The 24,246-nt window shown below is 65.1% G+C and carries 26 protein-coding genes; 20 read left to right on the top strand and 6 right to left on the bottom strand.

The features are described from left to right. The first annotated feature begins 1 nt into the window (after position 1). The 9 genes from DES47_RS02935 (at position 2) to DES47_RS29530 (ending at position 4,432) form a co-directional block, all read left to right on the top strand. The gene (locus DES47_RS02935) at positions 2-613 is read left to right on the top strand and encodes a cbb3-type cytochrome c oxidase subunit II (RefSeq protein ID WP_133699146.1); all 612 of its coding nucleotides are present in this window, start codon (positions 2-4) and stop codon (positions 611-613) included. Between the two features lie 15 nt (positions 614-628). Further along, positions 629-1,225 (top strand): c-type cytochrome, encoded by a 597-nt coding sequence (locus DES47_RS02940; RefSeq protein WP_133699147.1) that lies wholly within the window; start codon positions 629-631, stop codon positions 1,223-1,225. A 31-nt stretch (positions 1,226-1,256) separates the two neighbouring features. Next, entirely contained in the window at positions 1,257-1,406 is a 150-nt protein-coding gene (locus DES47_RS28615) for a hypothetical protein (protein ID WP_166651820.1), read from the top strand. Between the two features lies 1 nt (position 1,407). Beyond that, the gene (locus DES47_RS02945) at positions 1,408-1,854 is read left to right on the top strand and encodes a group III truncated hemoglobin (RefSeq protein WP_243748130.1); all 447 of its coding nucleotides are present in this window, start codon (positions 1,408-1,410) and stop codon (positions 1,852-1,854) included. A gap of 12 nt (positions 1,855-1,866) precedes the next feature. Next, positions 1,867-2,493, top strand: a complete 627-nt coding sequence (locus tag DES47_RS02950; protein ID WP_133699148.1) for an SCO family protein — start codon at positions 1,867-1,869, stop codon at positions 2,491-2,493. Beyond that, positions 2,490-3,071 carry a hypothetical protein gene (locus tag DES47_RS02955; RefSeq protein WP_133699149.1) on the top strand — a complete coding sequence of 194 codons (582 nt, stop codon included), beginning with the start codon at positions 2,490-2,492 and terminating at the stop codon, positions 3,069-3,071. The genes DES47_RS02950 and DES47_RS02955 overlap by 4 nt, the downstream gene beginning before the upstream one ends. Before the next feature lie 183 nt (positions 3,072-3,254). Next, positions 3,255-3,461 carry a hypothetical protein gene (locus DES47_RS02960; protein ID WP_133699150.1) on the top strand — a complete coding sequence of 69 codons (207 nt, stop codon included), beginning with the start codon at positions 3,255-3,257 and terminating at the stop codon, positions 3,459-3,461. Next, positions 3,462-3,899: a lyase family protein gene (locus DES47_RS29525; RefSeq protein WP_133699151.1), complete on the top strand. Its 438-nt coding sequence runs from the start codon at positions 3,462-3,464 to the stop codon at positions 3,897-3,899. Between the two features lie 5 nt (positions 3,900-3,904). Next, positions 3,905-4,432: a lyase family protein gene (locus tag DES47_RS29530; RefSeq protein ID WP_166651822.1), complete on the top strand. Its 528-nt coding sequence runs from the start codon at positions 3,905-3,907 to the stop codon at positions 4,430-4,432. Between the two features lie 123 nt (positions 4,433-4,555). On the opposite strand, the gene DES47_RS02975 is transcribed toward DES47_RS29530, so the two are convergent. The 3 genes from DES47_RS02975 to DES47_RS02985 all read right to left on the bottom strand — a co-directional run bounded on the left by DES47_RS02975 (position 4,556) and on the right by DES47_RS02985 (position 8,749). After that, a complete protein-coding gene (locus tag DES47_RS02975) occupies positions 4,556-6,853 on the bottom strand; it encodes a sensor histidine kinase (RefSeq protein WP_133699153.1) in 2,298 nt (765 codons plus the stop codon). Between the two features lie 62 nt (positions 6,854-6,915). Then, positions 6,916-7,677 (bottom strand): LuxR C-terminal-related transcriptional regulator, encoded by a 762-nt coding sequence (locus DES47_RS02980; protein ID WP_133699154.1) that lies wholly within the window; start codon positions 7,675-7,677, stop codon positions 6,916-6,918. A 94-nt stretch (positions 7,678-7,771) separates the two neighbouring features. After that, entirely contained in the window at positions 7,772-8,749 is a 978-nt protein-coding gene (locus DES47_RS02985; RefSeq protein ID WP_133699155.1) for an NADPH:quinone oxidoreductase family protein, read from the bottom strand. Positions 8,750-8,841: 92 nt separating this feature from the next. Between DES47_RS02985 and surE the strand changes: the two genes are divergently transcribed. The 4 genes from surE (at position 8,842) to rpoS (ending at position 12,522) form a co-directional block, all read left to right on the top strand. After that, a complete protein-coding gene (gene surE, locus DES47_RS02990; protein WP_133699156.1) occupies positions 8,842-9,588 on the top strand; it encodes a 5'/3'-nucleotidase SurE in 747 nt (248 codons plus the stop codon). A gap of 2 nt (positions 9,589-9,590) precedes the next feature. Then, positions 9,591-10,421 (top strand): protein-L-isoaspartate(D-aspartate) O-methyltransferase, encoded by an 831-nt coding sequence (locus DES47_RS02995; protein ID WP_133699157.1) that lies wholly within the window; start codon positions 9,591-9,593, stop codon positions 10,419-10,421. A 73-nt stretch (positions 10,422-10,494) separates the two neighbouring features. After that, on the top strand, positions 10,495-11,418 hold the full coding sequence (locus DES47_RS03000; protein WP_133699158.1) for a peptidoglycan DD-metalloendopeptidase family protein: 924 nt from the start codon (positions 10,495-10,497) through the stop codon (positions 11,416-11,418). Between the two features lie 36 nt (positions 11,419-11,454). Next, positions 11,455-12,522 carry an RNA polymerase sigma factor RpoS gene (gene rpoS, locus DES47_RS03005; protein ID WP_133699159.1) on the top strand — a complete coding sequence of 356 codons (1,068 nt, stop codon included), beginning with the start codon at positions 11,455-11,457 and terminating at the stop codon, positions 12,520-12,522. Positions 12,523-12,606: 84 nt separating this feature from the next. Here rpoS and DES47_RS03010 read toward each other — a convergent pair whose 3' ends face one another. Then, positions 12,607-14,574: a S9 family peptidase gene (locus tag DES47_RS03010; RefSeq protein WP_133699160.1), complete on the bottom strand. Its 1,968-nt coding sequence runs from the start codon at positions 14,572-14,574 to the stop codon at positions 12,607-12,609. Positions 14,575-14,674: 100 nt separating this feature from the next. Here DES47_RS03010 and rlmD point away from each other — a divergent pair, with 100 nt between their 5' ends. Continuing rightward, positions 14,675-16,030 (top strand): 23S rRNA (uracil(1939)-C(5))-methyltransferase RlmD, encoded by a 1,356-nt coding sequence (gene rlmD / locus DES47_RS03015; protein ID WP_133699161.1) that lies wholly within the window; start codon positions 14,675-14,677, stop codon positions 16,028-16,030. Between the two features lie 61 nt (positions 16,031-16,091). On the opposite strand, the gene DES47_RS03020 is transcribed toward rlmD, so the two are convergent. Continuing rightward, positions 16,092-16,790: a Bax inhibitor-1 family protein gene (locus DES47_RS03020; RefSeq protein WP_133699162.1), complete on the bottom strand. Its 699-nt coding sequence runs from the start codon at positions 16,788-16,790 to the stop codon at positions 16,092-16,094. Positions 16,791-16,994: 204 nt separating this feature from the next. Between DES47_RS03020 and DES47_RS03025 the strand changes: the two genes are divergently transcribed. From DES47_RS03025 to DES47_RS03045, 5 genes are all read left to right on the top strand, one after another. After that, the gene (locus DES47_RS03025) at positions 16,995-17,402 is read left to right on the top strand and encodes a GlcG/HbpS family heme-binding protein (protein ID WP_133699163.1); all 408 of its coding nucleotides are present in this window, start codon (positions 16,995-16,997) and stop codon (positions 17,400-17,402) included. A 198-nt stretch (positions 17,403-17,600) separates the two neighbouring features. After that, positions 17,601-18,752, top strand: a complete 1,152-nt coding sequence (carA, locus tag DES47_RS03030; RefSeq protein ID WP_133699164.1) for a glutamine-hydrolyzing carbamoyl-phosphate synthase small subunit — start codon at positions 17,601-17,603, stop codon at positions 18,750-18,752. Between the two features lie 11 nt (positions 18,753-18,763). Then, a complete protein-coding gene (gene carB / locus DES47_RS03035) occupies positions 18,764-22,018 on the top strand; it encodes a carbamoyl-phosphate synthase large subunit (RefSeq protein WP_133699165.1) in 3,255 nt (1,084 codons plus the stop codon). Positions 22,019-22,148: 130 nt separating this feature from the next. Beyond that, positions 22,149-22,625, top strand: coding sequence for a transcription elongation factor GreA (gene greA / locus DES47_RS03040; RefSeq protein WP_133699166.1), 477 nt, complete (start codon positions 22,149-22,151; stop codon positions 22,623-22,625). 2 nt (positions 22,626-22,627) lie between these two features. Beyond that, complete coding sequence (locus DES47_RS03045; RefSeq protein WP_166651823.1) at positions 22,628-23,080, top strand: DUF4149 domain-containing protein; 453 nt, start codon at positions 22,628-22,630, stop codon at positions 23,078-23,080. On the opposite strand, the gene DES47_RS03050 is transcribed toward DES47_RS03045, so the two are convergent. Then, positions 23,052-23,531, bottom strand: coding sequence for a YhbY family RNA-binding protein (locus DES47_RS03050; RefSeq protein ID WP_133699167.1), 480 nt, complete (start codon positions 23,529-23,531; stop codon positions 23,052-23,054). The genes DES47_RS03045 and DES47_RS03050 overlap by 29 nt on opposite strands. 20 nt (positions 23,532-23,551) lie before the next feature. Here DES47_RS03050 and DES47_RS03055 point away from each other — a divergent pair, with 20 nt between their 5' ends. After that, complete coding sequence (locus DES47_RS03055) at positions 23,552-24,220, top strand: RlmE family RNA methyltransferase (RefSeq protein ID WP_133699168.1); 669 nt, start codon at positions 23,552-23,554, stop codon at positions 24,218-24,220. The last annotated feature ends 26 nt before the right edge of the window (positions 24,221-24,246 follow it).

Below are 24,246 nucleotides of genomic sequence, written 5' to 3' on the forward strand. Positions count from 1 at the left end.
CATGCACAACGAAACTAAATTGATCGCCGGTGGCATGACGATGCTGAGCATCGCGACCAGCATCCTGGTCGTGATTCCCTACCTGACGGTCCGGGACGTCAAGGCGCCGGAAGGGCTCAAGCCTTACACGAGTGCGGAGGTGCGTGGTCGTCAGGTCTACATCGCCAATGGCTGCGTGTACTGCCATTCCCAGCAGCCGCGTGCCAAGAGCTTTGCGCCTGACTTCGCTCGCGGTTGGGGGCGTGCCAGTGTCGCGGCGGACTATGCCTACGACACTCCGCACCTACTGGGCACGATGCGCACCGGCCCCGATCTGTTCAACATCGGCGCGCGGCAACCCAGCGAGCAGTGGCATCTCGGCCACCTGTACCAGCCCCGTGCCTATGTGCAGGGCAGCGTGATGCCGAGCTACCCCTATCTGTTCGACATCAAGGACAAGCTGGACGGCGGCGACGTCGAGGTCAATCTGCCGCCAGGCTACGCGCCGCCGGGCAAGCTCGTCGCCGCCAACCGGGACGCACTGGATCTGGTTGCCTACCTGAAGGCGCTCAACCACACCTATCCGGTGGTGGAGACGCCCGCCGCCGCTGCTTCACCAGCCGCCAAGCCTTGATCGACAGGAGCCGACATGACCCCCGACCCTCATATCTCGGCGCAGCAGCAACGCGAGAACCCCGAGCCCCACGAGCAGACGCAACCCGTGCCCTGGCCGCTGATCATGCTGGTAGCCTTGCTGTTTGCATTCGGAATTGCGTATATCAGCCTGTCGGACATCGGATCGCCCGCAGCCTGGGGTGACGGGCGGCAGGCGGCAGAGCTCAGTGGCAGCAAGGGGCAGGGCGCCGCGAAGGCGGATGGTGCGGCAGTGTTCGCATCGCTTTGCGTGGCCTGCCACCAGGCGAATGGCCAAGGCCTGCCCGGGGTCTTCCCGCCGCTCGCCGGCAGCGAGTGGGTCACTGGCAAGGACAGCACGGTCTCCGCGATCGTGCTCCATGGCGTCACCGGCAGGCTGTCGGTCAAGGGAAGCACCTACAACGGCGCCATGCCTGCCTTTGGCGCCCAGCTCAGCGACGAGCAGATGGCGGCGGTGTTGACCTATGTGCGCTCACAGTGGGGAAACCAGGCCGCTGCAGTCAGCGCAGAGACCGTGGCCCAAGCGCGTGTGGCGCACAAGGAGCGCACGGCGCCCTTCGACGGTAACAAGGACCTGCCATCCCACGATTGATTGATCGCCCGGTGGGCGAAGAGGAGTTTGAATGATGTATTGCGAATGCATTTATGAAGGCGGGGCTCGCTGTGGGGTCGAGCTGGCTCAGGAGACAAAGAGTGACCAGCGCGAGCTCTGGTTCGCCGCCATCCTTGCCATCGCCCTGGCCCTGAGCGCCGCGCAGGCTTTTGGCGCCTGATATGGCCCATCTGTCCGCTGAACTGATGGAGGGAGTGGATCGGCCGGCACTGCGTCGCCTGGTCGTTTCGTTCTACGACGACATTCGCCGGGACGATCTGCTCGGCCCGGTGTTCGCTGCAGCCATCCCGGCCGAAGCCTGGGATGCGCATCTGGAGCGCATGACGGATTTCTGGGGTACGGTGATGCTGGGCACTCGCAGCTTCCGGGGCAATGTCTATCAAAAGCACGTCGCGCTGGCTGAAATCGCCGAGGTTCGACCAGAGCATTTCCTTCGCTGGATCTCGCTGTGGAACGCCAACACCTCAGCGCTGTTTCCGGGTCCGGTCGCCGAGGAACTGCAACTCACAGCGCAGGGCATAGGTCGAAACCTCTTCTACGGCTTCTTCGAGAAGTTCGCCCGATTCATCGTCGTCGACGGCGTCGCGGTCGACTACGAGGCTGTGTAGCAGAGGCATGACATGCAGCGGCGGCTTGGACTGACTCTGCTGGCTTGCGCGCTGCTGGTTGCCGCATTCCTAACAGCGGTCGGTCGCCTCACAGGGGGCTTCGCGCACTGGACCTTTGAGTCGCTCAGACGCCAGCAGGCCCGCAATGGCCTGATGCACTTCCCGGCAATGGATCTGGTCGATGCATCGGGTCGGCCGGTCCACCTGCCAGCCGGTGGGAACGGGCGGGTGACCTTGGTGGATTTCGTCTACACGAGTTGCGAGTCGGTTTGCCAATCCCTCGGTGCGGAGTTCTTCCAAGCCCAGCAGCAGATTCAGCGCGAGGCGTCAGCCGTGCGCCTGTTGTCGGTGTCCCTTGACCCGGTCCGTGACACGCCGGCGGCATTGGCCGGCTACGGTGCTCGCCATCGTGCCGACGCGGGTATTTGGACTCTGGCCGCCCCAAGAACGCTGGACGAGGGTCGGCTTGCGCGCCGGCTGCTCGGCGTGATCGCGGTGGATGACGGTTTCGGAGGATTCACACACAACGGGGCCTTGCACGTCATCGACCCGCGTGGCCGCGTCGCAGGTATCTTTGACACGGCCGACTGGCAACGTGCGCTGGCATTGGCCAAACAGCTGGAAGCGACACGCCGATGAAGAGGTTCGGACTGGTCGGACTGGCGGCGCTGGTGTTCCTGTGCCTGCCGGATGTACGGGGCTGGCTGGAGAGCCGCATGAGCCTGCATATGGCCGTGGAACTGCCCCTGCTCTTCATCGCAGGATGGCTGATCGCCAGCGCCGCGACCCTGCCTGGGACACGCTTCGAAAAATTCGATGACGGCGGGCTTTTCGCCGCGACTTGGGCCTCCTGTGTATTGGCTTTCTGGATGGTACCTGCGGCGCTTGATCTGGCCGTGCTGGAGCCCGGTACAGCGTTGATGAAGTACGGCACATGGGCGTTGGCGGGCTGCATGGTGGGCATGGCCCAGCCTCGCATCACGCCAGTCCTCGCCGCCTTCTTCCTGGGCAACGCGGGCTGGATGACCGCAACTGCAGGGCTGCTTTACCTGGATGCCGAACGGCAACTTTGCGTCAACTACCTTGTCGATGATCAGCAAGCCACCGGATACGCATTGGTGGCCTGGGGAGTGGCCCTGGGTGGACTGAGCCTGGCCGTTCTGCGGCCGCTACTTATCCAGCCCCGAGCCCACACGGATGAGGGCGTGCGGCCATAAGCCCGTCAACACCGAGCGGCAAGAGTTCGCGCGAGGTGAAGCGGCTGCGCGCCGTCGGCCAGTCCGACTCAAGCCAGCGGGGCTCCATGGATCTGAGGCGGTTCAAACTGCGCTGCGCGCCACGGCAATTGGGCCTGCCGGCGCACGGCCGGCATTGAGCAATCAACCTAACAAGGCCCACACATGAACGAAAGCAGGACCACTCGTACCGAGACCGACCTGCTGGAGAGGCTCGAACTTCCCGCCGCGGCGCTCTACGGCATCAACACCCTGCGCGGCGTACAGAACCTCACAGTCAGCGACCGCAAGGCCGGCAGCGAGCGCGAATTCGTGCGCGCCTTCGTCATCGCGAAGAAGGCCGCAGCGCTGGCAAACCATGACCTGGGGTAAATCAGCGCCGAACAGGCGCACTTGATCGCGCTGGCTTGCGGCGAAGTGGCCGAGGGGCGCTGGGACTCCGAGTTCATCGTCGACATTTTCGAGGGCTCGGGGGGAACCTCCACGAACATGAACTTCAACGAGGTGATTGCGCGCCGAGCCCAGCAGATCGGCGGAGACAAGGTACCCGTCCACCCCAACGACCCTGTGAACCCTTGGCAGTCCACCAACGACGTCTACCCAGCGGCGATGGAGATCGCCGTTCACAGGCTGCTGCTCCCACTGGTTGACGAGCTGCAGCAACTGCGCCAGGCCTTTGCCAAACACCGGCGTGGCATGGCCGAGGTGCTGCATCTGGGGCGAACCTGCATGCAAGACGCCCAACCCATGATGCTGGGCCAGAAGTTCGGCGGCTATGCGGAGCTCACAGCGCGACGACCGAAGAACTGAGCCTGGTGCGCGCCAACTTGCACACCTTGCCTCTGGGTGGCACCGCCATCGGAACTGGCTTCGGTGCGCCAGGCAACTACCGCGATCATCTGTATCCGCGTCTGTGCAGGCTCACCGGCATCGAGTTCACGGCTGCGGCCGACGCCTTTGACGCGATGCAGAACCTCGACACCTTTGTGCGTGTTTCCGGCGAGTTGCGCGCCACAGCCACTTCCCTGGGCAAGATCGCTTCGGACTTGATTCTCGTGTCGTCAGGCCCCAACGGAGGTCTCGGCGAGATCATTCTGCCCGCCGTACAGGCAGGGAGCTCAATCATGTCGGGCAAGGTCAACCCAGTGGTGTCGATGAGCATGGTGCAGCTGGCTTTCGCCGTGGTCGGCAACGAAGTCACCGTGCAGCCCAGAGACCGAAGTTGCCTCTTTCAGTCACCGGTTCAAGGTCCCTCAGTTAGAGAAATCGTAGGGCAACAAGCAGGGGAACAGCGAAAACCACACAGCGGAAAGCCAGCGTTGACGCGGCCTGCATTGAATTGATTAATCTCCATCAGCTCCCATCTAATTCAAAGGCCCAGCGTCAAACGATGCGGGGCCTTTTGTCTTTCTTGGCCAGCGAGGTTCTGCCTGAGGCTCTGTCGGGCCGCTTGTTTGGGTGCCGATTCAGGGCCGCGTCACATCCAGGCCGCGGCGCTCGGGATTCAGCTTCTGTATATGGATATCGCACAGGATGCCGGCGCCGGGCTGGGCCTGCCAACGCACGCTGCCGCCGAGCTGCTTGACCCGTTTGCGTATGCCGCCCAGGCCCAGGCCATGGGTCCACAGCTCGGGCGCCTGGCCCAGGCCATTGTCCTGCACGCGCAGGGCCAGCTGACCCTGCTCCAGATTCAGCTCGATGCGCACCACCGAGGCCTGGGCATGGGCGATGGCATTGCTGACCAGCTCGCGCAGGATGCGCGTCAGTGCCGACCATTGCACCACCGTCAGTTCGAGGTCCTGATCCCAGCCGGCGAACCATTGCAGCTCGCAGTCCACCGCCGCCAGGCGCTGGGCCATATCGGACTTCCATTCGGCACAGGCGAAGGACAGGCTGTGGTTGCTGGCCGCAAGGCCGCGGGTCAGCGTCTTCAGATCCTTCAGGGTGTGCCGGATGTACTCTTCCATCTCCGGTGTGGACGCCTTGTACATCAGCGTCAGCAGGCGTGCGCCGATGTCGTCATGCAGATCCTGGGCCAGTCGCAGGCGCTCTTCACTGCGGCCCTGTTCGACGGCCTTGTCGAACAGCACGGCGCGGCGGATCTGCTCGATGATCAGATCGGCCAGGCGCGCGTCTTCCAGCGTGAACAGGCGCCTGCCGGACTGCGAGCCGTGGAGTATCAATGAGGTGCGGCTGCCGGCACGCGGCGACTCTCCGCGGTTCAGGCTGGGCAGGGGCACGATCATGCCTGTGCCGTCGCGCACGATCAGGCTGCGGCGCAGCTCCCGCTCCAGGGTCTCGACCTTCAGCGGGGCGAACATGCTGCCCAGCAACGCGGTCACCGCAGCCTGGGCCTGTTGCGGCTGCGTGTCCACCAGGCGGATGGTGCGGTAGAGCTCATCGAACAGCTGTGCGGCGCGCAGCGGGCGGCGCTCGAACACACGGTGTATCAGCCACCAGCGGGCGACCACACCCAGCGCAATCGCGGCCAGCACGCACAGGCCCAGCACGGGTAGCGGCATGCGGATGCGCACTGCCGTCCAAATCAGCGCCACCGCCAGACTGCCCAACGCCAATGCCGACCAGAGAATGACTTCGCGCGCCACCCGTTGCGAGCGGGCCATGAAGGGCAGGGCCAGGAACAGCACCGTCATGCCCGCGGACCAGATCTGAGGCGCGACCTCGCGCAGCGCATGGGCCTCTTCGGGCCAGGCGTCGGTGCTGATGACGGCCCAGGTGATCAGGGGCCAGATCAGCACGGCGGGCAATGTGAAGCGGGTGAACAGCGTCGTCCAGGGATGGGGCTGCAGACGCTGCGAGCCGTACTGCACCAGCAGGGCGGCCGTGCCCGCCAGCTGTACGCCGGCCTGCGTCCAGTACCAGGCCTGCGGCAGGGCATCGATGCTGAGCAACAGCGCCAGCAGGCTCAGGGTCAGCCAACACAGGATGTTGATGCGCCGCGCCAGCTGTCGGGCCGTCATGTGCAGGCAGCTGGCCTGGACGATGGAGCCGACCATCGCCAGCTCGGCCGTGCTGCGCAGGTTCAGCTCCAGGCTCAGGAACGCCAGGGGCATCGGGGTGCCCAGGCCGGCATCCAGCGCATCCAGGGCCACCAGCACCGCTTGGCAGGCGGTCAGCATTGCCAGCGCCCGCCGGGCCTGCGGCACCGGCACCAGCAGCCAGGCCAGGGCCGCCACCGCCAGCGCACTGGCCACCAGCGCGCGCAACCAGAAGCCGCTGGGCAGGCTCAAGAGTCCGGGTGGCGATGCGGGCAGCGCCAGCACCGTGCCATCGCTCAGCTGCAGGCTCAGCGCTCCGGCCTCGGCCATGCGCCGCAGCTGCTGTTGCTGGGCCAGAAAGAGGCTGCGCTGCGCGTCTTCGGGCAGCCAGCGGGCCGAGTGCTCCGCCAGCAGGCCGGAGGGGGCCAGCAACTGCTCGCGCTCGCCGCGTATGGCAAGAATGGCCTTGCCCTGGTGGGCCTGCAGCTCGGGCAGATGGCTGGACTTCAGCAGCAGCTCGTGCTGGGCACTGCTGGCCAGTTGCAGCGGCAGCCGTGGCATCTTCCCCAACCACTGGGCCGCGCTGAACCACAAGAGACCGCTCAGCAGCAAGAGAATCAGCAGGGGCACCAGGGGTGGCCGTGGCCAGCCGGGCAGGGCCGGTCCGGGTGGCTCGACCTTGACCGGCGAAGGCCCCAGATTGAGGCTGGACTCGGTGAAGTCGAGGCTGCTCTGGCCGAATTGACTGGGAGGTGCGCCGCGCATGGCTCGATGAATGACTCGGGCAGGCGTTCAGCCAGGCGGCAGGTCACTCGCCCGGCGAGGGTTCAGACCAGGCCCTGCTTGCTGGCCAGCACGGCCGCTTCGGCGCGGCTGGACACATTGAGCTTCTTGTAGATCGATTTGATGTGGTCGTTGACGGTGAACCACTTGATGCCCATCAGGTTGGCGATTTCCTTGATGGTGAAGCCCTTGCTCAGATAGGTCAGCACTTCGCTCTCGCGGGGCGTCAGTCGCTCCCATTCGGGGGCCGGTTCCATCCAGACGGAGCGCGAACTCGGGCCGCCCGGCGAGGCAGCGCTACCACCCAGCGGCGCAAAGCCGGAATCCAGTGGCGCCATGCCCGAGTTGGGGCTGCTGGCGGGGCGGAAATGCGAGAGCAGGCGCCGTGCAATGGCCGGAGACAGCGGCGGCTGGCCGCGCACGATCTTCTGCAACTCCTCGACCAGCACCTCGAAACGGTCTTCCTTCAGCAGATAGCCATCGGCGCCGCACTGCAGGGCCGGGAACAGGTGATCGTCGTCCGAATACAGCGTGGTGACGATTTTCACCGCCGGATAGCCGCTGACTTCGGTCAGCAGTTCCAGTCCGCTGCCGTCGGGCAGCTCCAGATCGACCAGGATCAGCTTGAACACATGCTGGCTGTCCTGCTCGGCCTCCAGCTTGGCTTTCTCAAGCTGACGCCGAGCGCCCAGCAGATCACCGACTTCGGTGATCTCCATCGGGTCGCTGAAGCTTTCCTTGACGACACGGTTCAGAAAACTTCTGGCAACCGGGTTGTCTTCGACGATCAGAACTTTGACAGCCATTGAATGTGCGCCTCCTGCGCAGCCGCATGTTAGCTCAGGCCGGGGGCAATCCCATGCCCCGACCCCTAATTCGGCGCAGGGTGTTGCACGGCGTTCAGGCGTTGACCAGCACCAGCTTGCCCACCACTTGGCGGCTGCCCATGCGGGCAAAGGCCTCCGGCAGCTGCGACATCGAGAGCACCTGGTCGAGCACCGGCTTGACCTTGCCCTCGGCATACCACTGGGCGAGCTGCTGCAACGCCGCGGCATTGCGGCGCGGTTCGCGCTTGGCGAACTCGCCCCAGAACACGCCGACGACGGACGCGCCCTTCAGCAAGGCCAGGTTCAGGGGCAGGGCCGGAATCGCGCCCTGGGCGAAGCCGATCACCAGATAGCGGCCGCGCCAGGCAATCGAGCGGAACACCGGTTCGGCCAGGTCGCCGCCGACCGGGTCATAGACCACGTCCGGGCCTTTGCCGCCGGTCAGCGCCTTCAGCTCGTCCCGGAGACTGGCCTTGGCGTAGTTGATGGTGGCATCGGCGCCGATCTCGACGCAGCGAGCGCACTTTTCGTCGCTGGAGGCGGCGGCAATGACGCGCGCGCCGGCGGCCTTGGCAATCTGGATTGCCGCAGTGCCGACGCCACCGGCGGCACCGAGCACCAGTACCGTTTCACCCGGCTGCAGCGCGGCGCGGTCGATCAGCGCGTGGTGGCTGGTGGCATAGGTACAGATGAACGCCGAGGCGTCTTCAAAGGAAAACCCTGCCGGCAGCGGCATGGCCAGCATGGCATTGATATTGGCATGGGTGCCGAAACCGCCGGTGCCCGAGAACGCCGCCACCATGTCGCCGACCTTGAAGCCCTTGACGCCCTCGCCGACGGCCTCGACCACACCGGCGAACTCAGTGCCCGGCACAAAGGGCAGCGGCGGCTTCATCTGATATTTGTTCTGCACGATCAGCAGATCCGGGAAATTCAGGCTGGCCGCCTTGATGGCCACCCGCAGCTCGCCGGGGCCAGGCGGCAGGTCGGGCAGGTCCTTCCAGCTCAGCGCCTCGACGCCGATGGGGTTTTCGCAGAGCCAGGCTTTCATCGGGTGTCTCCAAAGTGAACGCGCATGATAGGCAGCACTTAAAGTTGTGCGCGTCACGTTGGCGACGCGGGCCGGGTGCCTACAATGGCTGCATGCGCATTCTGATCGCCAATGATGATGGTTACCTTGCTCCGGGCCTGCTGGCCCTGGTCAAGGCTTGTGAGGGCCTGGGCGAGATCGAGGTGATTGCGCCCGAGCAGAACGCCAGCGGCACGTCCAACGCGCTGACCCTGAACCGGCCGCTCAACGTCTACACCGCCAGCAACGGCTTTCGCTATGTCAATGGCACGCCCTCGGACTGCGTCCACGTGGCACTGACCGGTCTGCTCGAGCATCGACCCGATCTGGTGATCTCCGGCATCAACAACGGTGCAAATATGGGAGATGACACCCTGTATTCTGGCACCGTGGCGGCCGCCACCGAGGGCTATCTGTTCGGCATTCCGTCGATCGCCTTCTCGCAGGCCGAGAAGGGCTGGACCCATCTGGAGGCTGCCGCGCAGACGGCGCGGGCCATCATCGACCAGGTGCTGGCCAGCGGCGCCCAGGCGCCGTACCTGCTGAACGTCAACATCCCGAACCGTGCCGATGCCCGTAACCTGCCCCGCGTCGTCACGCGCCTGGGGCGGCGCCATGCCAGTGAGCCGGTGATACGCCAGAGCAATCCCCGCGGCGAAACGATCTACTGGATCGGCCCGGCAGGCGATGCCCGCGAGGCCGGGGAGGGCACCGACTTCCACGCCACGGCCCTGGGGCAGGTCTCTATCACGCCACTGCAGGTTGATCTGACCGAACACGCAGGCCTGGGCGCCTGGCGTCAGCGTCTGGGCGGCGCCTGACCATGAGCGAAGGGCGCGCCAAGCGCTTCCCTCTGCCATTGAACAAGGTCTCGCAATCGACCGCTGGGGCCACCGGCCCGGTGCGCACGGTGCTGCGCCCGCAACTGCATCTGCAGCAGGCTGCCGACCATGCCGCGCGCCTGAGCGCACCCACCGGTCTGGGGCTGGATTCGGCCGGCGTGCGCCTGCGCATGGTGCAGCGTCTGCAGCAAGAAGGCCTGCGCGACGAGCGCGTGCTGCAGGCACTCAGCGCCGTGCAGCGTCATCTGTTCGTTGACACCGCGCTGGCCACCCAGGCCTATGAAGACACCAGCCTGCCCATCGGCCATGGCCAGACCATCTCCAAGCCTTCCGTCGTCGGGCGCATGATCGCGCTGCTGCTCGGTGGCGCCCAGGCGCAGGCCGGTGGCCAGCTCGGCAAGGTGCTGGAGATCGGCACCGGCTGCGGCTATCAGGCCGCGGTGCTGGCCCAGCTGGCGCGCGAGGTGGTGTCGATCGAGCGGCTGCGGCCGTTGCACGACAAGGCACGCGAGAATCTTGCCGCGACGCGTGCACACAAGATTCGTCTGATCTACGGTGATGGGCGGCTCGGGCACAGGCCCGGCGCGCCCTATGACAGCATCATTGCCGCCGCTGGCGGCGACGACCTGCCGCCCGAGTGGCTGGCCCAGCTGGCGCCCGGCGGGCGACTGATCGCACCGATGTCACAGGCCACCGGCCAGGGTCAGGTCTTGGTGGTGGTGGATCATGTGCTGGAGCGCGGCGTTACAAGATTTGTGCGCAACGCCTATGAGGCCGTTCACTTCGTCCCCCTAAAATCAGGCGTCATGTAGGTGCTTCATGGCGTCCGACAAGACCCAGAATCGCCATTCAGTACAGCCCCCGAGCGGGGCGCAACGACAGGCTATGACTCAATCCGTGAACACCGCTGTGAAATCACCCTCGCTGGCCGCCACGCTTTGCAGCCTGACGGCCGCCGCACTGCTGGCCGCCTGCGGTTCCACGCTGAACCGCGCGCCGGTCGAGCAGCGCCCCACCGGCCCGGTGACGACCAGGCCGGCGCCCGCCACCGCACCGAATGCGACCCCGGCCGCGACGCCGGATGCCGGCAAGGTGCTGCCCGGCGCCGAGAACGCCGGCAAGCCGGGCTATTACACGATCAAGCCGGGCGACACCCTGATCCGTATCGGCCTGGACAACGGGCAGAACTGGCGCGACCTGGTGAAGTGGAATGGCCTGGACAACCCGAATCTGATCGAGGTGGGCCAGGTGCTGCGCGTGCTGCCGCCCAATGTGGACGCTGCCGCGGCCAGCACCCGCGGCGTGAACAGCGCCAAGGTGGAGACCCGGCCCCTGGACGCCAAGCCCGGTGTGACGGCCGCCGCCGGCTCGGCGGCCACCGTCGGTGCCGCCGCTTCGGCGGTTGCCGCCGCCGCACCGGCCCCGGCCAAGGACGGAGACGAGGATGTCAACTGGGCTTGGCCGGCCTCGGGCAATCTGCTGGCCGGCTTCGACGAGGCCCGCAACAAGGGCCTGGCCATTGGCGGCAAGCCTGGTGACCCGGTGCTGGCTGCGGCCGATGGCCGTGTCGTCTACGCAGGATCCGGCTTGCGCGGCTACGGCAATCTGGTCATCATCAAGCACAACACGACCTACCTGACGGCCTATGCCCACAACCAGACGCTGCTGGTGAAGGAAGACCAGGCGGTGCGGCGCGGGCAGAAGATTGCCGAGATGGGATCCAGTGATGCCGATCAGGTCAAGCTGCATTTCGAAGTGCGCAAGCAGGGCAAGCCGATAGACCCGGCCAAGCTCCTGCCGGCACGCTAGCCGACGAGGTCCAGGTCACAGAAGTGGAGCGCGACGATGAGTGGTTCAAAGCGTGCTGCACCCAAACAGGGCCTGGCCTCGGCCCCCGCCTCCACGCATGGGCCCGATCTTGACGGCATGAGCCAGGCCTTGGGCAAGGCCGATCTTGACGACCTGACGCCGCCGGCTTTGGCGCAGATGGAGGCCGCCGACAACGTCACCGGCAATGCCTTGCAGAGCTATCTGCGCGACATTCGCCGCACACCCTTGCTGACTCCTCAGCAGGAGTACGACACCGCACTGCGTGCCCGCGCCGGCGACTTCGAGGCCCGGCAGGCGATGATCGAGCACAACCTGCGTCTGGTCGTCAGCATCGCCAAGAACTACCTCGGCCGCGGCCTGCCGATGAGCGATCTGATCGAGGAGGGTAATCTCGGCCTGATGCACGCGATCGGCAAGTTCGAGCCCGAGCGCGGCTTTCGCTTCTCGACCTATGCCAGCTGGTGGATACGCCAGAGCGTCGAGCGTGCGCTGATGCATCAGGCCCGCCTGGTGCGCCTGCCGGTGCATGTGGTGCGCGAGCTCAACCATGTGCTGAAGGCGCGCCGCATGCTGGAGGCGGCCCATGGCCATCCGGGCTCCAGCAGCCTGGACGGTGCCGACACGGTGCCCGATCTGAATGCCCCGGACGGCGGCGAGGGCGCGGTGCGCGCCGAAGACATTGCCAAGCTGCTGGGCCGCCCGGTGGCCGAGGTGGCAGAGTTGCTGACCTATGCCGAGTACCCGACCTCGCTGGATGCGCCGTTGGACCGCAATGGTGGTGATGGCGGCGAATCGATGCTGGACCTGGTGGCCGACGAGCATGCGCTGGACCCGCTGGGCCTGACCCTCAGTCATGAGCTGGACCTGCTGCTCAAGCACGGCATGGAGGGACTCAACGACCGCGAGCGCGAGGTGCTGTCCGGCCGCTACGGCCTGGCCGACCGCGAACCCGAGACCCTGGAGCTGCTGGCCCTGCGCCTGGGCCTGACGCGCGAGCGCATCCGTCAGATCCAGCAGGAGGCGCTGGTCAAGCTCAAGCGCAATATGGTGCGACACGGCGTCGACAGAGACGCCATTTTCTGACGCTGGCCGGGCTCAGCCCGTCCGCTTGTATCGCGGCCGGGCCTTCGCCAGGCGGGCCGAGGCTTCCGCCTCGTCCGTCCGGGCTCAGGGCAGGCTCAGCACCTGCCTGGTGAACTCCAGTGTCGCCCGGAAGAGAAACGTCGCGTTGACACTCTTCTTGAAACCATGGCCCTCGTCCTCGGCGGCCAGAAACCACACCGGCGTGCCGTTACGGCGCACTGCCTGAACCATCTGCACCGCTTCGTTGTAGGGCACGCGCGGGTCGTTCATGCCATGCACGACCATCAGCGGCTTGCGGATCCGATCGGCGCGCGTCAGCGGTGAGATGCTTTGCTGGAACTGGCGCATCTCCGGGATGCGTTCGTCGCCATACTCCAGGCGCCGGTTGTCCCGTCGGTAGCTCTCGGTGTGCTCCAGAAAACTGACGAGATTGGACATGCCCACCCGGGCGATGCTGCCGGCGATGCGCTCCGAGTAGAGTGTGGCCACGGCCAGGGCCATATAGCCGCCATAGCTGCCACCCTGGACGAGCACGCGGCTGGCATCAAGCTCCGGCTGCAGGGCGATCCAGTCCAGCAGCGCACCCACATCCTTCACCGCGTCCTCTCGCTTGCGGCCATTGTCCAGATCCTGGAAAGTTCTGCCGTAGCCGGACGAGCCACGCACATTGGGGTAGATCAGGGCCACCCCCAGCTGTGCCGGATAGGCATTCATGCGACCCAGGAATCCCGGGCGCGACTGCGCCGCGGGCCCGCCGTGCAGGCTGATGATGACGGGCCGTTTGCCCGGAAAGTGGTGGCTTGCCGGGTAGTAGAAGCCGCTGATCTCGCGGCCATCAAAGCTGCTCCAGCGTATCAGGCTCGGCTCCGCGGGGCCATGGCCGCTGATGCGGGAGCGGCGCCCCGTCCAGGCGACGAAATTGCGCTCCGCATGGTTGTAGACAATCACCTCGCCCGGACTGCGCGCCGAGCTGTGGGTGAAGGCCAGCAGGGAGCGCTGCGCATGCCATTGCGGGTTGCTCATGATCCCGGCCGGCAGATCCAGCTTCAGTGTCGGCAGGAAGCTGCTGCGCTGGGGGTCGAACAGGCGCAGCCTCGAGATGCCGCCCTGGTTGATCAAGGTAGCCACCGGCTGTTCAGGATGCCGTGGGCTCGCGACAGCCTCGACGTCGTAGGGCTGGCCCAGCTCGAAGCGGCGCTTCTCGCCGCTGACGAGGTTGAATACCTGCAGCTGCTGGAACTCCGCGCCCGGCGCGCTGGACCACAGCTGTTGGTCGAAGGCCTCGGGCCGCTCCTGCTCGGAGGCGTCATCGGCCGCGGCGATCAGGCGCGACAGCCGGCCATTGCCCAGATCCACCCGCCAGCTGCCGCTGGCGGAAGCGCCCTCGGAATGGGTGAACAACAGTGATTTGCCGTCGGGGCTGAAGTGCAGCCCGGATAGCCGCTCCTTCTCGACCTTCAGCAGCAGGCGCTGGGATTGCGAGTCCAGCGGGTTGAGCAGGCGCAGTTCCACATTCGCGTGACGAGCGCCCCCTTCGGCTTCCGTATTGCTGGCGTCCAGGCTCAGCGAGGTGTAGGCCAGCCAGCGGCCATCGGGCGACATCCTGTAGTCGCCCACCTTGCGACCACGCTCGCTCAGTGCCTCGATGTAGCGGCTGTCCGGATCGAGGCGGAACAGCTGATAGGCCTCGTCACCCCCTTGATCCCGGGTGAAGACGATGAAGCTGCCGCGCTGGGGTTCGTAGCTGGCCGAGGTCACCGGATCAGCGCCCTCGGTCAGTGGCTCCATGCGGCCCATGGGTTGGCTCAATCGATGCAACTGGCGCACATCGCCGTGAGGGGCCAGCACCAGCATCTCCAGCCTCGCCGGATGCCAGGCAACGAAGCTGTGGGGCGTCAGGTCCTGGTATTGCTGCAGCAGAGGCTCCGGCCGGGCCGACAGCGCCGGCAGGCCCTCGGCGCGCATGCCTGCGGGCACCGCCAAGGCCTGTGACTGCGCCGGCCCATGCAGGAGCAGACCACAGAGGCCCAGGGCAGCAAGACGGTTGAGCATGGACGGGATCGTTCTTTTCGGCAATCGTTTGGAGCGGCATTATGAAGACCTGCCGCCCTGGCGGCCACCTGCAAGCCAGGGGGCAGCGATAATTGCGCCCATGACGACAGATCAAGAATGGCTCAACGTAGAGTCGCTGGACCTCGAAGCCCAAGGGGTTGCTCACAGCAGCGAGGGCAAGGTGGTGTTCATCGAAGGGGCTTTGCCGGGCGAGCAAGTCCAGGTCAACGCCGGACGGCGCAAGAAGAATTGGGAGCAGGCCACGATGACGGCGATGCGGCGCGAAAGCTCGCAGCGCGTCGAACCGGGCTGCCCGCATTTCGGCCTGCATGCCGGTGCCTGCGGCGGCTGCAAGATGCAGCATCTGCATGTGGCGGCCCAGGTGGCCGTCAAGCAGCGGGTGCTGGAAGACAATTTGTGGCATCTGGGCAAGGTCAAGGCCGAGACGCTGCTGCGGCCGATCGAGGGCCCGGCCTGGGGTTACCGCTACCGCGCCCGTATGTCGGTGCGCCATGTGCAGAAGAAGGGTACGGTACTGGTCGGCTTTCATGAGCGCAAGAGCCGCTATGTGGCCGATATGCAGAGCTGCGCGGTGCTGCCGAAGAAGGTCAGCGACATGCTGATGCCGATGCGCGCGCTGGTGCAGAGCATGGACCAGATCGAACGCCTGCCGCAGATCGAGCTGGCCATGGGCGACCAGGTCATCGCCCTGGTGCTGCGCCATCTGGAGCCCTTGACCGACGGGGATCTGGCAAAGCTGCGCGCCTTTGCCGCCGAACACGGCGTGCAGTGGTGGTTGCAGCCCAAGGGGCCGGACACCGTTCATCTGCTCGATGAGGGCGGCCCCGAGCTGGCCTATTCGCTGCCCGAGTTCGGCGTCGTGATGCCGTTCAAGCCGACCGACTTCACCCAGGTCAACCACTCCATCAACCAGGTGCTGGTGGGCCGCGCGCTGCGCCTGCTCGATGCGCAAAAGGACGAGCGGGTGATCGACTGGTTCTGCGGCCTCGGCAACTTCACCCTGCCAATTGCCACCCAGGCCCGCGAGGTACTGGGCATCGAGGGCAGCGAGGCCCTGGTGCAGCGCTCACGCGAGAACGCCCAGCGCAATGGCCTGAGCGATCGCACGAGCTTCGTCGCCCGCAATCTGTTCGAGATGACACCCGAGTTGCTGGCCGCCGATGGCCAGGCCGACAAATGGCTGATCGACCCGCCGCGCGAGGGCGCTTTTGCCCTGGTCAAGGCGCTGGCCGACATCCATCAGAACCCCGAGCTGGCACCGGGCTGGCAGCCGCCGAAGCGCATCGTCTACGTCAGCTGCGGCCCGTCCACCCTGGCGCGCGATGCGGGGCTGCTGGTGCACCAGGCCGGCTACCGCTGCGTGTCGGCGGGGGCGGTGAATATGTTCCCGCACACCGCTCACGTTGAGAGCATGGCGGTGTTTGAGCGGATCTAGTCCGCGCAGGATGCAAAAGAAAAGGGGCCCGAGGGCCCCTTTCGCTTGGGTAGAACCAGAATCAGTCGCGGTCACCACCGAAGATGCCCAGCAGAGCCAGCAGGCTCTGGAACACGTTGTAAACGTCCAGGTACAGGGCCAGCGTGGCGCTGATGTAGTTGGTTTCGCCGCCGTCGATGATGCGCTTGATGTCGTACAGCATGAAGGCCGAGAACACGGCGATGGACAGCACCAGCATCGTCAGCATCAGCGCCGACGATTGCACGAAGATGTTGACCAGGCCGACCACCAGCAGAATCACCGCGCCGACCATCAGGAACTTGCCCATGCCGGACAGGTCGCGCTTGATGACCGATGACAGCGAGGCCATCGCGAAGAACACCCCGGCCGTGCCGCCAAAGGCCGTCATGATCAGCGAGGAGCCGTTCTTGTAGCCTAGGATCACGGCCAGCATGCGCGACAGCATCAGGCCCATGAAGAAGGTGAAGCCCAGCAGCACGTAGACGCCGGTGCTCGACTCCTTGGTCTTCTCGATCGCGAACATGAAGCCGAAGGCGCCGGCCAGGAACAGGATGGCACTCATGCCATTGCCCATCGTGGACAGGATGCCGGTGCTCACGCCGACCCAGGCGCCCAGCACGGTGGGTACCAGGGACAGGGCCAGGAGCCAGTAAGTGTTTCGCAGCACGCGCTGGCGCTGGGTCGCCATGGACCCGGCCGATGCGTTGCCACCCAAGACGGTGTGCAGGCTTTCATTCATGAATAAAACCTCCTATGTGAGAGAGCGGGCCGTCTGATGGCCCCGGCGGCATTCTATGGCGAAGCCGTTCGCCGGTAGATGCGGTCTTCTCGGTACTTTCCAAGGGGCGGAGCACACCGAGGCTGCAACAGCTTTGCGTTCCCGTGGCTGAAACAGCGCCGCACCTTGTCGTAGAGTGCACTTTTCTCTTCGAGTTCAATCGCCATGAATCACAAACCCGTTCTGACCCTTGCCGATGTGCGCAGCATCGCCGCCGCCGCTGAAGCCGAGGCGGTAGCCAATCAGTGGGCCGTCAGCATTGCCATCGTCGATGACGGTGGTCATCTGCTGTGGCTGCAGCGCTTGGACGGCGCCGCGCCGATTTCGGCCCAGATCGCCCCGGCCAAGGCCCAGACGGCCGCGCTGGGCCGCCGCGAAAGCAAGGTCTATGAGGACATGGTCAATCAGGGCCGCGTTTCCTTCCTCAGTGCGCCAGGGCTGCAGGGCCTGCTGGAGGGCGGCGTGCCCATCCTGGTCGAAGGCCAATGCGTCGGTGCGGTGGGCGTCAGCGGCGTCAAGTCCAGCGAAGATGTGCAGATCGCCCGTGCAGGTATTGCCGCGCTGCAGGGCTGAATCGGAACGAATTTTCCTGTCATGACGCGGTCATGAGGGGCTGCTCAGTGCGTGAGTTGAGTCCGGACTAACCCTGATCAGTTAGAATCCACAGGTTTACCCGCCAACACCCACGCACTCAGCGAAACTCCCGTCGTTTCCTCACCGGACTCAGGCTCCCCCGGAGCAGAGCTGGGCGCGCACAACCCGGAGTTTCCCGTGCTGCCAGTTCTGCCCCCCGCACTCCTCGCACTTGCAGACGGCACGGTCTTCAAGGGCACCTCGATCGGCGCCGCCGGTCACACAGTCGGCGAAGTGGTGTTCAACACCGCGCTCACCGGCTACCAGGAAATCCTCACCGACCCGAGCTATTGCCAGCAGATCGTGACGCTCACGTATCCGCACATCGGCAATTACGGCGTCAGCGATGAGGATGTCGAGGCCTCGAAGACCTTTGCCGCCGGTCTGATCATCAAGGATCTGCCGCTTCTCGCCTCCAACTTCCGCATGAGCCGCACGCTCGCGCAGTATCTGAAAGACGAGGGCACGGTAGCGATTGCCGACATCGACACCCGTCGCCTGACCCGCCTGCTGCGCACCAGCGGCGCGCAGAACGGCTGCATCATGACGCTGGCTGCCGGCGAAACGCTGAGCGACGCCCATGTGGCCGATGCGATCGCCAAGGCGCGCAGCGCGCCGAATATGGTGGGCCAGGACCTGGCCAAGGTGGTGTCCGCCAAAGAGGGCTATGCCTGGACGCAGACCGAGTGGCAGCTGGTGGGAGGCTACGGCGAGCAGACCGAGCCGAAGTTCCACGTTGTCGCCTATGACTTCGGCGTCAAGTACAACATCCTGCGCATGCTGGCCTCGCGCGGCTGCAAGATCACGGTCGTGCCGGCGCAGACGCCCGCGTCCGAGGTCTTCAAGCTCAAGCCCGATGGCGTGTTCCTGAGCAATGGCCCCGGCGACCCTGAGCCCTGCGACTATGCGATCGCCGCTGCGCGCGAGATCATCGAATCCGGCATTCCGACCTTCGGCATCTGCCTGGGCCACCAGATCATGGCGCTGGCCAGTGGCGCCAAGACCTTCAAGATGAAGTTCGGCCACCACGGCGCCAACCATCCGGTCAAGGACCTGGACGACGGCCGCGTCAGCATCACCAGCCAGAACCATGGCTTCGCCGTCGATGCCAGCACCTTGCCCGCGAACATGCGCGCCACCCATGTGAGCCTGTTCGACGGCACCCTGCAGGGCCTGGCCCGCACCGACAAGCCGGCCTTCTGCTTCCAGGGCCACCCGGAGGCCAGCCCCGGCCCGCACGATATTGCCTATCTGTTTGACCGCTTCATCGGTCTGATGACCAAGGTCTGACGGAGACACCCATGCCAAAACGTACCGATCTCAAAAGCATTCTCATCATCGGCGCCGGCCCGATCATCATCGGACAGGCCTGCGAATTCGACTACTCCGGCGCACAGGCCTGCAAGGCGCTGCGCGAAGAGGGTTACAAGGTCATCCTGGTCAACAGCAATCCGGCGACCATCATGACCGACCCGGAGATGGCCGATGTGACCTATATCGAGCCCATCACCTGGCAGGTGGTCGAGAAGATCATCGCCAAGGAGCGCCCGGACGCCATCCTGCCCACGATGGGTGGCCAGACCGCGCTGAACTGCGCGCTGGACCTGCACAAGCATGGCGTGCTCGACAAGTACAAGGTCGAGATGATCGGTGCCAACGAGCACGCGATCGAGAAGGCCGAGGACCGCCTGAAGTTCAAGGACGCGATGACCAAGATCGGCCTGGACTCGGCCAAGTCCGGCATCGCCCATTCGCTGGAAGAGGCCTGGAGCGTGCAAAAGCGCATCCAGGCCGATATCGGCGGCAGCGGCTTCCCCATGGTCATCCGCCCCAGCTTCACCCTGGGCGGCACCGGCGGCGGCATTGCCTACAACCCGGAAGAGTTCGAAGAGATCTGCAAGCGCGGTCTGGACCTGTCGCCGACCAAGGAACTGCTGATCGAGGAGTCGCTGATCGGCTGGAAAGAGTACGAGATGGAGGTCGTGCGCGACCGCGCAGACAACTGCATCATCATCTGCTCGATCGAGAACCTGGACCCGATGGGCATACACACTGGCGACTCGATCACCGTGGCCCCGGCACAGACGCTCAGCGACAAAGAATACCAGCTGCTGCGCAATGCCTCTATCGCCATCCTGCGCGAAATCGGCGTCGACACCGGCGGCTCCAATGTGCAGTTCTCGATCAACCCGGCCAACGGCCGGATGACGGTGATCGAGATGAATCCGCGGGTGTCGCGTTCCTCGGCCCTGGCCTCGAAGGCGACCGGCTTCCCGATCGCCAAGGTCGCTGCCAAGCTGGCCGTGGGCTACACGCTCGATGAGCTGCGCAACGACATCACCGGCGGCGCCACGCCGGCCTCGTTCGAGCCCAGCATCGATTACGTCGTCACGAAGATCCCGCGCTTTGCGTTCGAGAAGTTCCCGGCCGCCGATTCTCGCTTGACGACGCAGATGAAGTCGGTCGGCGAGGTGATGGCCATGGGCCGCACCTTCCAGGAGTCGTTCCAGAAGGCCTTGCGCGGCCTGGAGACCGGCATCGACGGGCTCAGCGAGCGCTCGACGGACCGTGAAGAGATCGTGCAGGAGATCGGCGAAGCCGGCCCCGAGCGCATCCTCTTCGTCGGTGATGCCTTCCGCATCGGCATGAGCCTCGATGAGGTGTTCGAAGAAACCAAGATCGACCCCTGGTTCCTGGCCCAGATCGAGGACATCATCAAGACCGAGAAGGTGGTGGCTGCCCGCACGCTGGAAAGCCTGAGCGCCGACGAGCTGCGCTTCCTGAAGAAGAAGGGCTTCTCCGATCGCCGCCTGGCCAAGCTGATGGGCACCAATCAGCATGTGCTGCGCCAGAAGCGCCACGCACTGGGCGTGCGCCCGGTCTACAAGCGGGTGGACACCTGCGCGGCCGAGTTCGCGACGCAGACCGCGTACATGTACTCGACCTACGACGAAGAGTGCGAGGCCGAGCCGACCAGCAACAAGAAGATCATGGTGCTGGGTGGCGGGCCGAACCGCATCGGCCAGGGCATCGAGTTCGACTACTGCTGCGTGCACGCGGCGATGGCGATGCGCGAAGACGGCTACGAGACCATCATGGTCAACTGCAACCCAGAGACCGTCTCGACCGACTACGACACCAGCGACCGCCTGTACTTCGAGCCGGTGACCCTGGAAGACGTGCTGGAGATCGTCGAGAAGGAAAAGCCGGTCGGCGTGATCGTCCAGTACGGCGGCCAGACCCCCTTGAAGCTGGCACTGGACCTGGAAGCCAATGGCGTGCCCATCATCGGCACCTCGCCGGAGAGCATTGATATCGCCGAAGACCGTGAGCGCTTCCAGAAGCTGCTGCACGAACTGGGCCTGAAGCAGCCGCCGAATCGCACCGCCCGCACCGAAGAGCAGGCGCTGATACTGGCGCAAGAGATCGGCTACCCGCTGGTCGTGCGCCCCAGCTATGTGCTGGGCGGCCGGGCGATGGAGATCGTCCACGGCGACAAGGATCTGGAGCGCTATATGCGCGAAGCGGTGCGTGTCTCCGAGAAGTCTCCGGTGCTGCTGGACCGCTTCCTGGACGACGCGGTAGAGGTCGACGTGGACTGCATCGGTGATGGCGTCGACGTGATGATAGGCGGCATCATGGAGCACATCGAGCAGGCCGGCGTGCACTCGGGTGACTCGGCCTGTTCGCTGCCACCCTATGCCCTTTCGGCTGCGCTGCAGGACGAATTGCGCCGCCAGACCAAGCTGATGGCCAAGGCCTTGAAGGTCGTCGGCCTGATGAATGTGCAGTTCGCCATCCAGGGCGAGGGTGAGAACGCCGTCGTCTATGTGCTCGAAGTGAACCCGCGCGCCTCGCGCACGGTGCCCTTCGTCAGCAAGGCGACCGGCCAGCCGCTGGCCAAGATTGCCGCACGCTGCATGGCCGGCCGCAAGCTGGCCGATCAGCTGAGCCCGAATGGTCAGGTGCCGGCCGAGGTCGTGCCGCCGTATTTCAGCGTCAAGGAGGCGGTGTTCCCGTTCAACAAGTTCCCGGGCGTGGACCCGGTGCTTGGCCCGGAAATGCGCTCCACCGGCGAGGTCATGGGGGCAGGGCGCACCTTCGGCGAAGCGATGCTGAAGAGCCAGCTGGGGGCTGGCTCGCGCCTGCCCAGCCAGGGCACGGTGCTCATCACGGTGAAGAACAGCGACAAGGCACGCGCCGTCGTGGTGGCTCGCGATCTGGTCGCACTGGGCTACAGCGTGGTGGCGACCAAGGGCACGGCCGCGGCGATTGCCGAGGGCGGCGTGCCGGTGCGCACGGTCAACAAGGTCAAGGACGGCCGACCGCACATCGTCGACATGGTCAAGGCCGGCGAAATCCAGCTGGTGTTCACCACGGTGGACGAAACCCGCACGGCCATCGCCGACAGCCGCCACATCCGCCAGGCCGCGCTGGCCAACCGGGTGACCTACTACACCACCATGGCCGGCTGCGAAGCCGCCGTGGAGGGCATGAAGCATCAGGACGATCTGGTGGTGCAATCCCTGCAAGAGTTGCACGCGGAACTGCACTAAACTCGCGTTCAGTCCCCAATACCGCCGCCGGTGCCAGGCAAATGCCTGCCGGGCGGCGGTTTCATTTTGTCTCAGTCAGTTGAGGTCAGAGCACGAGGTGGTCTGACCCCAAGTCAAAGGTTTTTCGATCATGGCCACGATTCCCATCACCAAAAACGGCGCCGAACTGCTCAAGGAAGAGCTGCATCGGCTGAAGACCGTCGAGCGCCACGAAGTCATCAAGGCCATCGCCGAGGCGCGCGCCCAGGGTGATCTGTCCGAAAACGCCGAGTACGAGGCCGCCAAAGACAAGCAGGGCTTCATCGAAGGCCGCATCCTGGAAGTGGAAAGCAAGCTCGCGGCGGCCCAGATCATCGACCCCAGCACCTTGGACGCCGGTGGCCGCGTGGTCTTCGGTGCCACCGTTGATCTGGAAGAAGAAGAGTCCGGTGCTGCCGTGACCTATCAGATCGTCGGCGAAGACGAGGCCGATCTGAAGAAGGGCAAGATCTCGATCGGCTCGCCGATTTCGCGCGCGATGATTGGCAAGGAAGTCGGCGACGTGGCCGATGTGCAGGCGCCGGGCGGCGTGAAGCGCTACGAAATCATCCAGGTTCGCTACCTCTGACCATGCTGCTGCGACGCCTTCGCGGCCTGCTCAGCGCGGTCTGGCTGGGCATCGTGATCTGCGTGGGGGCCTTTGCCGCGCCGGCGGCGTTCGCGGTGCTCGAGCGCCCAGATGCCGGGCGCTTCGTCGGCCGCTTGTTCGCAATGGAGGCGGCGGCCAGCCTGGCTCTGGCCATGTTGCTGATACTGATAGAGCGACGGCTGACCCGCGATGAGCCCAAGGTCGTCACGGCCGAGTTCTTGTTGGCCGCCGGTGCCCTGTTCTGCACCGTGGCCGGTTACTACGCACTGCAGCCGCAGATGGACGCGGCGCGGGCGGGGCAGGGCAGCCTGAGCTTTGGTGCCCTGCATGCCATGTCCAGCGGCTTCTTCGCCTTCAAGGGCTTGCTGCTGATCACGCTGGCATGGCGTGCCAGCGCGCTGCGGCCTACTGCTCCTGAACGTTCGACTTCTTGATGCTGCCGATGCGTTTCTTGGCGCGCTTGATCTCGCCGCCCTGGGCCACGCGCTGGTTGCCCAGCACCTGAACCTTCTTCACCTGAGGGCGGTTGTTGCCGCTCTTGGAGAACTTGACGATCTTGACCGTGCGCGGCCCCGGCTTGCGGTTCTCGTCCTCGGTGACCACCGGGTCCGGGATCGGCCGCCACAACACCAGCAGTTTGCCGATGTGTTGGATAGGGGCGGCACCGAGTTGATCGCACAGTTGTGCGAACGCGGCCTCGCGCCCATCGCGGTCATCGGAGAAAACGCGCACCTTGATCAGGCCATGGGCCTTCAGGGCGGCGTCAACTTCCTTGACGACATTGGGGGTGAGTCCATCGGAACCAATCATCACCACGGGGTCAAGGTGGTGGGCATCAGCGCGTTTTTCCTTGCGCTGGGCAGGGTTCAGTTGAATTGCAGGCATACCGCTATTATCGACGCAGCATGAAGATCGACACAAAAAGCAAAAAAGTAAACAAGGCATGGCTCAACGAGCACCTGTCCGATGCCTATGTACGCATGGCGCAAAAAGACGGTTATCGCGCCCGTGCGGCCTACAAGCTGAAGGAAATCGACGAGTCCTTGCAACTGATACGCCCGGGCCAGGTGGTTGTCGATCTTGGCGCAGCGCCGGGCGCCTGGAGCCAGTATCTGCGGCGGCGCTTCGCACCCAAGGAGGCCGGTGTTGGTGGCGCCGCGGTCGGTGACCTGAACGGCACCATCATCGCGCTGGACCTGCTGGAGTTCGAGCCTATCGAAGGCGTGGTCTTCATCCAGGGCGACTTCCGCGAGGAAGCGGTGCTGGCCCAGTTGGAGACCGAACTGGCCGGCAGGCCGGTGGACCTGGTGGTGTCGGACATGGCGCCCAATCTCTCGGGCATCGAAGGCGTCGATGCAGCAAGAATTTCCCATCTGGTGGAACTGGCGATCGAATTCTCGGTCTCCCACCTCAAGCCCGAGGGCGTGCTGGTCAGCAAGGTGTTCCACGGCAGCGGTTACAGCCAGCTGAACGATCTGTTCAAGAAGACCTTCAAGCGAGTCAAGGCGATCAAGCCGAAGGCCTCGCGGGACCGTTCTTCGGAGACTTTTCTGGTCGGTATCGGTCTCAAGTAGGGGTCAGGGGCTGTCGAAACAGCAGA

This window comes from Roseateles toxinivorans, from assembly GCF_004362525.1.
Classification (GTDB): Bacteria; Pseudomonadota; Gammaproteobacteria; order Burkholderiales; family Burkholderiaceae_C; genus Paucibacter; species Paucibacter toxinivorans.

Coding starts and splice junctions, on each gene's coding strand:
- DES47_RS02935 (WP_133699146.1), top strand. CDS start 2: ATGCACAACGAAACTAAATTGATCGCCGGTGGCATGACGATGCTGAGC.
- DES47_RS02940 (WP_133699147.1), top strand. CDS start 629: ATGACCCCCGACCCTCATATCTCGGCGCAGCAGCAACGCGAGAACCCC.
- DES47_RS28615 (WP_166651820.1), top strand. CDS start 1,257: ATGATGTATTGCGAATGCATTTATGAAGGCGGGGCTCGCTGTGGGGTC.
- DES47_RS02945 (WP_243748130.1), top strand. CDS start 1,408: ATGGCCCATCTGTCCGCTGAACTGATGGAGGGAGTGGATCGGCCGGCA.
- DES47_RS02950 (WP_133699148.1), top strand. CDS start 1,867: ATGCAGCGGCGGCTTGGACTGACTCTGCTGGCTTGCGCGCTGCTGGTT.
- DES47_RS02955 (WP_133699149.1), top strand. CDS start 2,490: ATGAAGAGGTTCGGACTGGTCGGACTGGCGGCGCTGGTGTTCCTGTGC.
- DES47_RS02960 (WP_133699150.1), top strand. CDS start 3,255: ATGAACGAAAGCAGGACCACTCGTACCGAGACCGACCTGCTGGAGAGG.
- DES47_RS02975 (WP_133699153.1), bottom strand. CDS start 6,853: ATGCGCGGCGCACCTCCCAGTCAATTCGGCCAGAGCAGCCTCGACTTC.
- DES47_RS02980 (WP_133699154.1), bottom strand. CDS start 7,677: ATGGCTGTCAAAGTTCTGATCGTCGAAGACAACCCGGTTGCCAGAAGT.
- DES47_RS02985 (WP_133699155.1), bottom strand. CDS start 8,749: ATGAAAGCCTGGCTCTGCGAAAACCCCATCGGCGTCGAGGCGCTGAGC.
- surE (WP_133699156.1), top strand. CDS start 8,842: ATGCGCATTCTGATCGCCAATGATGATGGTTACCTTGCTCCGGGCCTG.
- DES47_RS02995 (WP_133699157.1), top strand. CDS start 9,591: ATGAGCGAAGGGCGCGCCAAGCGCTTCCCTCTGCCATTGAACAAGGTC.
- DES47_RS03000 (WP_133699158.1), top strand. CDS start 10,495: ATGACTCAATCCGTGAACACCGCTGTGAAATCACCCTCGCTGGCCGCC.
- rpoS (WP_133699159.1), top strand. CDS start 11,455: ATGAGTGGTTCAAAGCGTGCTGCACCCAAACAGGGCCTGGCCTCGGCC.
- DES47_RS03010 (WP_133699160.1), bottom strand. CDS start 14,574: ATGCTCAACCGTCTTGCTGCCCTGGGCCTCTGTGGTCTGCTCCTGCAT.
- rlmD (WP_133699161.1), top strand. CDS start 14,675: ATGACGACAGATCAAGAATGGCTCAACGTAGAGTCGCTGGACCTCGAA.
- DES47_RS03020 (WP_133699162.1), bottom strand. CDS start 16,790: ATGAATGAAAGCCTGCACACCGTCTTGGGTGGCAACGCATCGGCCGGG.
- DES47_RS03025 (WP_133699163.1), top strand. CDS start 16,995: ATGAATCACAAACCCGTTCTGACCCTTGCCGATGTGCGCAGCATCGCC.
- carB (WP_133699165.1), top strand. CDS start 18,764: ATGCCAAAACGTACCGATCTCAAAAGCATTCTCATCATCGGCGCCGGC.
- greA (WP_133699166.1), top strand. CDS start 22,149: ATGGCCACGATTCCCATCACCAAAAACGGCGCCGAACTGCTCAAGGAA.
- DES47_RS03045 (WP_166651823.1), top strand. CDS start 22,628: ATGCTGCTGCGACGCCTTCGCGGCCTGCTCAGCGCGGTCTGGCTGGGC.
- DES47_RS03050 (WP_133699167.1), bottom strand. CDS start 23,531: ATGCCTGCAATTCAACTGAACCCTGCCCAGCGCAAGGAAAAACGCGCT.
- DES47_RS03055 (WP_133699168.1), top strand. CDS start 23,552: ATGAAGATCGACACAAAAAGCAAAAAAGTAAACAAGGCATGGCTCAAC.